At 65.9% G+C, this 11,913-nt stretch carries 12 protein-coding genes; 11 read left to right on the top strand and 1 reads right to left on the bottom strand.

Going from position 1 to position 11,913, the window contains the following annotated elements:
- Positions 1-34 precede the first annotated feature (34 nt).
- The 10 genes from catA (at position 35) to kynA (ending at position 9,985) form a co-directional block, all read left to right on the top strand.
- Complete coding sequence (catA, locus tag IHD13_RS04950; protein ID WP_195859929.1) at positions 35-970, top strand: catechol 1,2-dioxygenase; 936 nt, start codon at positions 35-37, stop codon at positions 968-970.
- 68 nt (positions 971-1,038) lie between these two features.
- Complete coding sequence (locus tag IHD13_RS04955; protein ID WP_195859930.1) at positions 1,039-2,022, top strand: TRAP transporter substrate-binding protein; 984 nt, start codon at positions 1,039-1,041, stop codon at positions 2,020-2,022.
- A gap of 10 nt (positions 2,023-2,032) precedes the next feature.
- Entirely contained in the window at positions 2,033-2,599 is a 567-nt protein-coding gene (locus IHD13_RS04960; RefSeq protein WP_195859931.1) for a TRAP transporter small permease, read from the top strand.
- Positions 2,596-3,855 (top strand): TRAP transporter large permease, encoded by a 1,260-nt coding sequence (locus IHD13_RS04965; protein WP_195859932.1) that lies wholly within the window; start codon positions 2,596-2,598, stop codon positions 3,853-3,855. Before IHD13_RS04960 ends, IHD13_RS04965 begins: the two co-directional genes overlap by 4 nt.
- 82 nt (positions 3,856-3,937) lie before the next feature.
- Positions 3,938-4,924, top strand: coding sequence for a TRAP transporter substrate-binding protein (locus IHD13_RS04970; RefSeq protein ID WP_195859933.1), 987 nt, complete (start codon positions 3,938-3,940; stop codon positions 4,922-4,924).
- 101 nt (positions 4,925-5,025) lie between these two features.
- Positions 5,026-6,042: a TRAP transporter substrate-binding protein gene (locus IHD13_RS04975; protein WP_195859934.1), complete on the top strand. Its 1,017-nt coding sequence runs from the start codon at positions 5,026-5,028 to the stop codon at positions 6,040-6,042.
- A 56-nt stretch (positions 6,043-6,098) separates the two neighbouring features.
- Positions 6,099-6,662, top strand: coding sequence for a TRAP transporter small permease (locus IHD13_RS04980; protein ID WP_195859935.1), 564 nt, complete (start codon positions 6,099-6,101; stop codon positions 6,660-6,662).
- Positions 6,659-7,933, top strand: coding sequence for a TRAP transporter large permease (locus IHD13_RS04985; protein ID WP_195859936.1), 1,275 nt, complete (start codon positions 6,659-6,661; stop codon positions 7,931-7,933). Before IHD13_RS04980 ends, IHD13_RS04985 begins: the two co-directional genes overlap by 4 nt.
- 18 nt (positions 7,934-7,951) lie before the next feature.
- Entirely contained in the window at positions 7,952-9,106 is a 1,155-nt protein-coding gene (locus IHD13_RS04990; RefSeq protein ID WP_195859937.1) for an alpha/beta hydrolase, read from the top strand.
- 27 nt (positions 9,107-9,133) lie between these two features.
- Positions 9,134-9,985 (top strand): tryptophan 2,3-dioxygenase, encoded by an 852-nt coding sequence (gene kynA / locus IHD13_RS04995; protein ID WP_195859938.1) that lies wholly within the window; start codon positions 9,134-9,136, stop codon positions 9,983-9,985.
- A 4-nt stretch (positions 9,986-9,989) separates the two neighbouring features.
- On the opposite strand, the gene IHD13_RS05000 is transcribed toward kynA, so the two are convergent.
- Positions 9,990-10,451, bottom strand: a complete 462-nt coding sequence (locus IHD13_RS05000; protein WP_195859939.1) for an Lrp/AsnC family transcriptional regulator — start codon at positions 10,449-10,451, stop codon at positions 9,990-9,992.
- 137 nt (positions 10,452-10,588) lie between these two features.
- Here IHD13_RS05000 and kynU point away from each other — a divergent pair, with 137 nt between their 5' ends.
- Positions 10,589-11,821: a kynureninase gene (gene kynU, locus IHD13_RS05005; protein WP_195859940.1), complete on the top strand. Its 1,233-nt coding sequence runs from the start codon at positions 10,589-10,591 to the stop codon at positions 11,819-11,821.
- Positions 11,822-11,913 lie beyond the last annotated feature (92 nt).

Below are 11,913 nucleotides of genomic sequence, written 5' to 3' on the forward strand. Positions count from 1 at the left end.
CTCCGTCCCAAGAATGACAACGAGAGACTTGACCATGACCGTAAAGATTTTCGATAGCGCCGATGTCCAGAGCTTCCTCAGCAAGGTGGCCGGTTTCGACCAGGCCGGCGGCAGCGAGCGCGCCAAGCAGATCCTGCATCGCCTGCTCAGCGATGTGTACCAGCTGATCGACGACTATGACGTCACCCCGGAGGAGTTCTGGTCGGCGGTGAGCCTGATGAACGAGCTCGGCAAGGAGACCCAGTTCGGCCTGCTGGCCCCGGGCCTGGGCTTCGATCACTACCTGGACATGCGCATGGATGCCGCCGATGCCGAGGCCGGCCTGACCGGCGGCACCCCGCGCACCATCGAGGGTCCCCTCTACGTGGCCGGTGCCCCGGTCTGCGAGGTCGAGGCCCGTCTGGACGATGGCAGCGACACCGACAGCGAGGTGATGTGGCTGACCGGCCAGGTGCGCGACACCCAGGGCAACCCCATTCCCCATGCCCAGGTCGAGGTGTGGCACGCCAACGCCAAGGGCGGCTACTCCTTCTTCGACCCGTCGCAGTCCGAGTACCACCTGCGTCGTACCATCATCGCCGATGCCGAGGGGCGCTATCACGCCCGCAGCATCATCCCCTCCGGTTACGGCGTGCCCAAGGGCAGCCCCACCGACCAGGTGCTCGCCGCCCTGGGCCGTCATGGCCAGCGTCCGGCACATATCCACTTCTTTATCTCGGCGCCGGGCCACCGTCACCTGACCACCCAGATCAACCTGGCCGGTGACGAGTACACCTGGGATGACTTCGCCTTCGCCACCCGCGAGGAACTGGTGGTCGATGCCAAGCGCATCGAGGACCCCAGCGAAGCCGAACTGCGTGGCCTGAGTGGCCCCTTCACCGAGGTGGTCTTCGACGTGGAACTGGCCAAGACCGAGGACCCCGAGCAGCAGGCCCGCCACAAGCGCCCGCGTGCCCTGGAAGACGGCTGACGGCCTCCCCCCACCCCCCGGCGGGGGTGGGGGATTCGCTCTCCATAACAACACTAGAGAGACACCCCATGACACCCATCAAGACCCTGTTGAGTACCGCCGTGGCGGCTTCCCTGGTCCTCGGCGCTACCACCGCCCAGGCCCGCGACTTCCGCCTGGGACTGATCACCCCGCCCCAGCACCTCTGGTCCACCGAGGCCGTGGCCTTCGCCGAGAGCCTGCACGAGCGCTCCGGCGGCGAGCATAGCGTCAGCGTCTTCCCGGCCCAGCAGCTCGGCAACGAGGCCCAGATGGTTCAGCAGCTGCAGACCGGGGCGCTCGACATGGCCTTCCTGACCATCGCCGAGATCTCCAACCGGATCCCTGACTTCGGTGCCCTCTATGCCCCCTATCTGGTCGATGACGTCGACCACGCCGCCCGTCTGCTGCGTTCCGACGCCGCCGGCGAGCTGCTCGAGCTGATGCCCCAGGGCGTGGGCCTGATCGGCGTCGGCTACGGCATGGTGGGCATGCGCCAGGTGCTCTCCCGGGCACCCATCGAGAGCCAGGCCGACATGCGCGGCAAGCGGCTGCGCATTACCCCCTTCGAGCCGATCCGCGACTTCTACACCGCCACCGGCGCGGCCCCGGCGCCGCTGCCGCTGCTCGAGGTCTATGACGCCCTGGCCAACGGCCAGGTGGACGCCATCGACATGGATTTCGATTCGATCCTGATCCTCAAATTCCACGAGCAGGCCCCCAACCTGCTGATCTCCAACCACATGATGTTTCCCATGGTGGGCGTGGTCTCGGGGCGGGTCTGGCGCGAGCTTTCCGCCGAAGACCGCGAGCTGATCGAGACCACCATGGCCGAGCACCTGGAGAACGTGTTGAGCGGCTTCCAGGCCATGGACGCCGCCCAGGAGGCGGAGATCCGCGAGCTCGACCTCAATATCGTCGAAGCCGATGCGGCGTTCTTCAGCGATGCCATCGCCGAGTGGGAAGCCACCTGGGGCGACAAGGCCCCGCGACTGACGATGCTTCGCGAGGAAGCCGACCGCCTACGTGAATGAGGGTGACGTCATGCTGTCACGACTTTCCGACCGACTGGCCAAGGGAGAAGAGATCGCCGCCGCCGCCCTGGCGGCGGCGGTGACCCTGCTGATCCTGGTCAATGTGGCCTTCCGCGCCGCGGGCAGCCCCATCTACTGGATCAGCGAGCTGGCCATCTACGCCATGATCTGGATGACCCTGCTGATCGCCAGCGCGGTCTTCAAGCGGCGTCAGGGGATCGCCGTGACCCTGTTCACGGACCTCTTGCCGAGCTCCCTGCAGCGCCTGGTCGGAGTCTTCGTGGACCTCATGGTGGCGGGCTTCGCGCTGGTGCTTCTGGTGCTCTGCTGGCGCTGGTATCAGCCGCTGGCCCTGTGGCAGGCCGGCTTCGATGTGCAGGCCTTCCAGGGCGAGACCTTCAACTTCATCTACGCCGAGAACACCTCGACCCTGGGCATCAAGAAGTTCTGGGTGTGGCTGATCCTGCCCTGGTTCGCCGCCTCCCTGCTGCTGCATGGCCTGGTCAACCTCGGCCAGGCCCTGCGTGGCCTGGGTCAGCCGGTATCCCATTCCACTCGAGAGGAGGTGGCCCGATGACCGTCGCCGTCTTTGCCTTCCTGCTGCTGGGGGCCGTGCCCATCGCCCTGGTGCTGGCGCTCACCGCCCTGTTCTATATCCAGGTCTCGGGCAATACCGTGCTCTTCGAGTCCTATCCCCAGCAGCTGTTCGGGGCCATCGAGAGCTATGGGCTGCTGGCCATCCCGCTCTTCATGCTGGCCGGGGAGCTGATGAACGAGGGCGGGGTGACCCGCCGGCTGATCGACCTGGCACGGCTGCTGGTGGGCGGCTTCCGGGGCGGGCTCGCCTATATCAACCTGGTCGCCAACATGATGATGGCGGCGATCATCGGCTCGGCGGCCTCGCAGATCGCCATCATGTCCCGGGCCATGGTGCCGGCCATGGAGAAAGAGGGCTATGACAAGCCCTACAGCGCCGCCATCACCGCCGCCGGTGGCCTGCTCTCGCCGATCATTCCGCCGTCGATGCTCTTCGTGCTGTTCGGGGTCATGGCCCAGGTGCCCATCGCCGACATGTTTATCGCCGGCATCCTGCCGGGGCTGCTGCTGGGCGGCACCTTCTTCCTGGCCATCGCCGTGGTGGGCCTGGTGCAGCAGTACCCCAAGGGGGAGTGGCCGAGCCGTCAGGAGGCGATGAAGGCCCTGAAGATGGGGCTGCCGGCCATGTCGATTCCGCTGATCATCATCGGCGGCATCCTGCTCGGCCTGGCCACGCCTACCGAGTCGGCGGCACTCGCCTCCCTGGCGGCCCTGCTGCTGGGGCGCTACCTCTATCGCGACCTGAAGTTCGCCATGCTGCCCGAGGTGCTCAAGCGTACCGCCATCAACGCCGGCCTGGTGATCATGCTGATCGCCGCCGCCGGGGTCTTCGGCTGGGTGATCGTCTACGAGCAGCTGCCGCAGATGGCCGCCGCCTGGATCGCCGCCCTGACCACCGATCCCTTCGTCTTCCTGCTGCTGCTGATCGGCGTGCTACTGCTGGTGGGGATGATCGTCGACGGCATCGCCGCCCTGATCCTGGTGGTGCCGATCCTGCTGCCCATCGCCACCCAGCAGTTCGATATCACCCCCTACCAGTTCGGCGTGGTGGTCTGTCTGACCCTGGTGCTGGGGCTATTGACGCCACCGGTAGGGGCGGGGCTCTTCATCGCCTCGTCGATGACCGGGGTGCCGCCGCTGCGGATCTTCCGGGCGCTGCTGCCCTTCCTGCTGGCCAGCCTGGCCACCCTGGTGCTGCTGGCCTGGCAGCCCTGGTTGACCCTGGCGCTGTTGTAGCACCAAGGGGAGCGAAGGAGACCGCTCGCATCTCCTTCGCTCCCTGCTGTTTCTGCCATTGATAACAACTCAAGAGAACACCATGACGCAGACCAAGACTCTGTTGACGGCGACACTAGCCGCCGCTCTGAGCCTGAGTGCCCTGAATGCTCAGGCCCGCGACCTCCGCCTCGGATTGATTACCCCCGCAACCCACCAGTGGAGCCAGGCCGCCGAGCGCTTCGCAGCGGATCTCGAGGTGGCCAGTGACGGTGCCTATCGCATCAGCGTTCATCCGGCCCAGCAGTTGGGCAATGAGGCCGAGATGGTTCAGCAACTCCAGGGAGGGACGCTGGACATGGCCTTCTTGACCCTGGCCGAGCTCTCCAACTGGATTCCCGATTTCGGCGCCCTCTACGCCCCTTATCTGGTGGATGGTGTCGACCAGGCGGCGGCGCTGCTGCGAACCGATGCCGCCCGCGAGCTGCTCGAGTTGATGCCCCAGGGCATGGGGTTGGTGGGCGTGGGTTACGGCATGGCTGGGATGCGTCAGGTGCTCTCCCGGGATCCCATCGAAAGCGCGTCCGACTTGCGCGGCAAGACGCTGCGCATCACGCCCTTCGAGCCCATTCTCGACTTCTACCTGGCCGCCGGCAGCGCGCCGATTCCCCTGCCCTTGCCAGCCGTTTACGACGCCCTGGCTAACGGTCAGGTGGATGCCATCGACATGGATTTCGACTCCATTCTGATGCTGAACTTCCATGAGCAGGCCAACCATCTGCTGATTTCCAACCATATGATGTTTCCCATGGTAGGAGTGATGTCCGGGCAGTTATGGCGTGATCTTTCGGAGGATGGCCGGGAGCTGATTCAGGACACCATGAATCGTCATCTGGATGAAGTGATCAGTACCTACCAGCAGCAGGACGCTGAACAGGAAGCCGAGCTGCGCCGTCAGGATATCGAGGTTGTGGAGGCGGATCGCGCGGTCTTCCAGGAGGTGATTGCCGCCTGGGAGGCGACCTGGAACGACAAGGCGCCATCACTGGCCGCGCTACGCGAGACCGCAGCGGCCCTGAACTTGCCGTGAGATGGTGGGTGAATGTCAAGGAGGTGCTTAAGCAAGGACGCCGTGGGTATGATGGAAAGGTAAAAAGCTAATTTATAGTTTGCTTTATCATGGAGAAAATAATGCATAACAAGTCTCTGACGACCAAGCTGCTGGCCTCCCTGGCCCTGGTATCGCTCTCGGCCTTCACGACGGCCACGGCATTTGGGGCCGACTACACCATGCGCCTGGGGGTCGCGACCCGCAACGATCCCATCCACCACTACGCCGAGCGCTATGCCGAGCGCATCGAGGCCGCCTCCGAGGGGCGCATCCGCGCGGAGACCTTCCCCGGCGGTGAGCTGGGCAGCATCCAGCGCATGCTGGAGAACCTGCAACTGGGCACCATGGAGATGGTGGTGGCACCGCCGGCCTTCGCCCGTGGCATCAACCGGGGCTTCGATGCCGCCACCGTCTCCGGCCTGTTCGAGGATATCGAGCACGCCAGCCGGGCGCTGCAGGACGAGGCGTTCCGCGACACCTACCTGGCCCTGGCCGCCGATCGCGGCCTGACCGGTGTCGGCCTCTGGGCCTATGGGCCCACTTCCTATGCCACCCGTCAGCCGGTGGCGTCCCTGGAGGATTTCCAGGGCATGCGCATTCGCACCATCGGCACCGAACTGGAGAATGCCGAGCTGCGCAGCCTGGGCGCCACGGCGGTGCCGATGCCCTTTATCGAGATCGTGCCGGCCATGCAGAACCGCTCCATCGATGGGGTACGCAGCAGCCTGCTGGCCATGAATGGCGTCAATATGCAGTCCGCCGCCGAGCACCTCACCATCACCCAGGAGGCCCTCTATCCGATCACCGCTTTCGTCTCCACGGCCTTTATCCAGCGCCTGCCGGAGGACCTCCAGCAGGTAGTGCATGAGGTGGGGGCCGAGGTCGAGCGGGAGATGCTGGAGGTGGTGCTGGCCTCCGAGAGCCGCGTCCTGGAAGCCTGGCGAGAGGAGGGCGTCACTATCATCGAGTTCGACGCCGAGCAGCGCGCCTACATGGGTGAGATGATCCGCACGGCCAGCGAGTCGGTGCTGGCCCAGGATGCCGAGACCTTCGCGCTTTATAACCTGCTGGTCGAGTCTGCCGAGCGTCACCGCTAAGGCTTCACTCCCAGGCCCCCGCCCGGCGGGGGCCTTCGCAAGAGGCTTCGCCGCTTATGCGCTATCTCTCCCTGGAGGGCCGCCCGCCGTGGGTGGGGCGGCTCCTGCGATGGCTCGAGGGACTGGAAAGGGTCATCCTCAAGCTGCATCGTGCCCTGTTGGGAACCCTTATCCTCGCCGCCATCGCCATCAACTTCTCCAATGTGGTGGGGCGCTACTTCTTCGGTACCTCCCTCGGCTGGACCGAGGAGGTGCTCTCCTATCTGCTGATCTGGTCGGTCTTCGTCGGCAGTGTCCTGGTGACGCTCGACAACCAGCACCTGAGGGTCAATGCCATCGAGGCCTACCTGCCCGCCTGGGGGCGCTACCTGCTCGAGGCACTCATGCTGCTCTGCATGATCGCCCTCTGCCTCTTTGTCGCCCGGCAGTCGAGCGCCGTGGTCAGCCTGATGTCGCAGATGGGGCAGCGCAGCAGCACCGCGGGGATTCCCATGGCCTGGGCCCATGCAGGGGTCTATGTGGGCTTCGCGATGATGGCCGTGGCCGCCGGCCTGCGCCTGGCGAGGCATCTTCTGGAAGGCGTGGCGCGCGACCACGATGCCAAGGAGTCCTCCTCATGAACATGGTGCTCTTCGTCCTGCCGGTGGTCTTCCTGGCGCTGGGTTTTCCGGTCTATCTGGTGATCCTCGCCGCGGCTTCCCTGGCCGTGGCGCTGTTCATGAACATGCCGGGGGTGGCCATCCACCAGGCGATGTTCGGTACCCTCAGTGCCTACTCGCTGCTGGCGGTGCCTTTTTTCCTGTTCGCCGGCGAGCTGATGGCTCGGGGCTCCCTGTCGAAGCGTATCATCGACTGGGTGATGTGCCTGGTCGGCAACATGCGCGGTGGCCTGGGCATGGTGACCCTGGGGGGCTCGACCTTCTTCGGCGCCATCTCGGGCTCCTCGGTGGCCACGGTGGCCGGGGTCGGGCGCCTGGTCGACCGGCCCATGGCGGAGCAGGGCTATGGGCCCCAGTTCGGCTCCGGGCTGCTGGCGTCTTCTGCCGCCATCGCCCAGCTGATTCCGCCCTCCATCGCCCTGATCCTCTATGGCATCGCCGCGGAGCAGTCGATCACCAAGCTGTTCGTGGCCGGTATCCTGCCCGGCCTGGTTCTGGCGGCGGTACTGGGCTGCTATATCTACCTGGCGGCGCGACGCAAGGGGCTCCAGGCCAGCGGCGGGATGCGCGTCGGCGACTTCTGGCGCAACTCGCGGCGTGCCTTCCTGGCCCTGATGATGCCGGTCTTTATCCTGGGGGGGATCTACGGTGGGGTTTTCTCGCCCACCGAGGCCGCCGGGGTGGCCTGTGTCTATGCGCTGGTGGTGAGCGCCGTCATCTATCGGGACGTGGACATGGCCGAGGTCTGGCGCACCGCGGTGAACGCCATGTACCTCTCCGCCCAGATCATGATCATCGTGGCGGCGGCGGGGGTCTTCAGCTGGGTGCTGACCATCAACGGGGTGCCACGGAGCCTGGCGGGCTTCGTCGCCAACCTCGACCTGACGGTCTGGCAGGTGATCCTGATCATCAATGTCCTGCTGCTCTTCGTGGGCTGCTTCATGGACACCTCCTCGGCGATCCTGCTGTTCACGCCGCTGTTGCTGCCGGTGGCCCTGCAGATGGGCATCGACCCGATTCACTTCGGCATCATCGTCACAATGAACCTCTCCATCGGGCTGTTCACGCCGCCCTTCGGGCTCAACCTCTTCATGGTGCATGCCCTCAACCGCACGCCCATGGCCGAGGTGTACCGTGGCGTGCTGCCCTTCGTGCTGGCCAGCCTGATCGCCCTGCTGCTGGTCAGTTATATACCGGCACTTTCCCTGCTGCTGGTGCCCTACCTCGGCTGAAATGACTTGGAGTCAGTGATGAACGATTGCATCGAGCTACGCGGCGAATGGCCCACATCGCCGGATGAGGAGGGGCGGCGGCAAGCCTACCGTCAGGGGCTGATGGCGCTGCAGGCCGAGATGGGCCGGCGAGGGGCGACCCCTTTCCACCTCGAGGCGTTGACGGTGGGGGCGCCGGAGGGGGCCCTGGATCCGCAAGGACGCCACTACGAGCGGATCTTTCGTCACCTCTTCGGTGGCGTGCGACCGACGTTCACGCGAGCCACCGCCGATACCCTGGTGCTGACGGCGACCCTGGCGGCGATTCGGCCCGGCGAGGCGTCACCGGTACCGGTCTGGCATGGCCTGACGCCCGCCCAGGTGGGACGCGCCTACAGTCCTCGGGCCACAGTGCCCGAGGCGCCGGAGATCTTCGAGGCCTGGCGTCGCCGGGGGGATGCCTGCCTGGCGGGGGAGGGCGTGGTGCGCGACCTGGCCTACGGGCCCGGCGAGCGTCAGCGCCTCGACCTCTTGCTGGCCGATGCGCCCGGGGCGCCGCTGCATGTCTTCCTGCATGGCGGCTACTGGCAGGCCATGGACAAGGACGACCATGCTCACCTCTTCGCGCCCCTGCGCGAGCGTGGCGTCAACGTGGCCCTGATCGAGTACACCCTGGCCCCCCAGGCGACCCTTGGCGATCAGGTCGAGGAGGTACGCCAGGCCCTGACCTTTCTGTGGCGCCAGGCGGCGACCTACGGCTATGACCGCCATCGCCTCCAGCTCAGCGGTCACAGCGCCGGTGGCCACCTGGGGGCCTGGCTGCTGGCCACCGACTGGCCCGCCCGGGAGGCTGGCATGCCGGCACAGCCGTTCGGCTCGGCGCTGCTGGTCAGCGGGCTTTATGAGCTAGAGCCGTTGCGCCATCTGCCCTTCGGCCCGCTGGTAGGCTTGACCAGTGTCGAACGGGCGCGAGACGGGAGCCCCATTCATGCCCGGCCTCATCCCGGGGCGCGGCTCTGCCTGGCGGTGGGGGAGCAGGAGAGCGAGGAGTTCCACTGGCAATCCCGAGCCCTGGCCGAGGCCTGGGGCGGTGAGGTCGAGGTGCTCAGCATCGCCGGCACGCACCACTTCTCGGTGATGGAAACCTTCCAGGAGGGCGAGCTGATGGCCCGCGCCCTGCGATACTTGGGATAAGGACAGTTGGCAACGGGAGGAGGCGACATGGCTGAGGGGAAGAGAGCGGGACGCACTCGCGTGGACCTGGCGGCCGAAGGGGTGCACTGGGACCCGGCGATGAGCTATGGCCAGTACCTGGCCCTGGAGCCGCTGCTGGCCTGCCAGACGCCATTGACCGACGAGCACGACGAGATGCTGTTTATCGTCATCCACCAGGTCTCCGAGTTATGGCTCAAGCAGTGCCTCCACGAGGCCCATGCCGCGGCGGCGCATATTGCCGCCGACCAACTGCGGCCCGCTTTCAAGATGCTGACCCGGGTGGCGCGCATCCAGGAGCAGATGATCCAGGCCTGGGAGGTGCTGGCCACCCTGACCCCGGCGGACTATGCGCGCTTTCGCGATAGCCTGGGGCAGAGCTCCGGCTTCCAGTCCTACCAGTACCGGGAGCTGGAGTTCTTGCTGGGCAACAAGCACCCCGAGCTGGTGGAAGTGCATCGCGGCCATCCCGAGCACTATCGGCGCCTTACCCAAATCCTCGAGGCCCCGAGTCTCTACGATACCTGCCTGCAACTGCTGGCCCGGCGGGGCTTCGCCCTGCCCGACGAGGTGCTGGATCGCGACTGGCGCGAGCCCTATGCCCCCCACCCGGAGGTGGAATCGGCCTGGGCCGCGGTCTATGGCGACACCGAGCGCCATTGGGACCTCTACGAGCTGGCCGAGAAGCTGGTGGACACCGAGTACCATTTCCAGCAGTGGCGCTTCAGCCATATGAAGACGGTGCAACGGATCATCGGCCACAAGCCCGGCACCGGCGGCACCAGCGGCGTCGGCTATCTCGCCAAGGCCCTGGAGCTGACGTTCTTCCCCGAGCTCTGGTCGGTGCGTACCCGGATGTAGGAGGTCAGGGCATCACCTTGAGGGGGCCAGCCTCCTTGAGGGTGTTCATGGCGACCTGAGTGGCGATATCGCGGATGCCCGCCATGGGGCTGATGGTGGTGGAAAGGAAGTGGGAAAGCTCGGCGAGGTCCGCCACCCTTACCTTGAGGATGAAGTCATGGCTGCCTGTCACGGCATGGCAGTCGATCACCTCGTCCCGGGCCAACAGCGTCGCTACCGCCTCCTGGGGTGAGGCCATGCGCCCCTTGTCCACCGAGAGGAAAATAAAGGCGGTGACCTTGAGGCCCAGGGCCTCCGGGTCGAGGCGCAGGCCGTGTCCCCGGATGACCCCACTCTCCTCGAGGCGGGCGATGCGCCGCGAGCACTGGCTGGGGGAGAGGTTGACCGCTTCCGCCAGGGCGGCCAGGGTCAGGCGAGCATCTCGCTGCAGGGCATGAAGAATCCGCCGGTCGAACCTGTCTAGCATATCCATTGCGAATACCTGATTTTTGGTGCAATAATTTTGCATTAAAGATGACATGTGCGTCGAAGAACGCAAGCCTTTCCCGCCTTATCCCTCCTAGAATCGGTTTCAGATATCCGATCGATTCCCTGGAGGACACCATGACCCCGACTCTCGATAGCGTGCGTGAACTGGATCGCCGTGACCCCCTGGCCGCTTTCAAGGCTCGCTTCGCCCTTCCCGAGGGGGTGATCTACCTGGATGGCAACTCCCTCGGTGCCCAGCCGGTGGCCGCCCGGGCGGCCCTGGATGCCACCCGGGATCAGTGGCGTGACGAGCTGATCAAGGGCTGGAACCAGGGCTGGTTCGACGCTCCGGAGCGCCTGGGTGACCTTCTGGCGCCGCTGATTGGGGCCGGGGCTGGCGAGGTGATCGTCAGCGACAATATCACTCTCAATCTCTTCAAGCTGCTGGGCTATATCACCGAGTCCCAGGGGCGTGCGCGGCCGGTGATCTTGAGCGAGGGGGGTAACTTTCCCACCGATGGCTATATCGCCCAGGGGCTGTGCCGCTTCGCTGGCCTCGAGCACCGGGTGTTGCCCGAGGGGGCGGATCTTGCCGACTACCTGGACGAGCGGGTCGCCGCCGTGGTGCTGAGCCAGGTCAACTACCGCACCGGCCGGCTGCGCGATATGGCCGCCATCACCGCCCAGGTGCATGAGCAGGGCGCCGAGATCGTCTGGGACCTGGCCCACTCGGCCGGGGCCCTGCCGGTGGACCTGCATGGCTGCGGTGCCCGCTATGCGGTGGGCTGTACCTACAAGTACCTCAACGGCGGCCCCGGGGCGCCGGCCTTCCTCTATGTCCACGAGGATCATCAGGCCGGCGGCTGGCAACCGCTCTCGGGATGGCACGGTCATGCCGCACCTTTCGCCTTCGATGGCGACTATGCGCCGGCCCCGGGCATCACCCGTTTCCGTACCGGAACCCACTCGGCGCTGATCTATGCCCCCCTGGAGGCCTCGCTGCGGCTCTGGCAGGAGGTGGACATGACCGCCCTGCGGGAGAAGAGCCTGGCCCTGGGGGAGCTGTTCCGCGACTGCCTGGCCGACCTGCTCGACGCCGAGGGGATCGAGGACATCACCCCCCCTCAGGCGGAGCGGGGCAGTCAGGTGGCGCTGATTCACCGCGACAACGGCTATGCCATCGTCCAGGCGCTGATCGCCCGGGGCGTGATCGGCGACTACCGGGAGCCGGGGCTGATGCGTTTCGGCTTTACCCCCCTCTACCTCAGCTATGAGGACGTCTGGCAGGCGGCCCGACACTTCCGCGAGGTGGTGGAGAGTCGCGAATACCGGGAGGCGCGTTTCCAGGTGCGTTCGGAAGTGACCTGAGGAGCCCGCGATCCGGCTGCGATCACTTCGACAGACTCGAACGGCCCGAGGCGCTGCCTCGCCGAGCCGACTCTTCCATCCGATGAGATAAT

Origin of the sequence: Halomonas sp. 328 (assembly GCF_015645095.1) — a bacterium.
GTDB lineage: Bacteria > Pseudomonadota > Gammaproteobacteria > Pseudomonadales > Halomonadaceae > Bisbaumannia.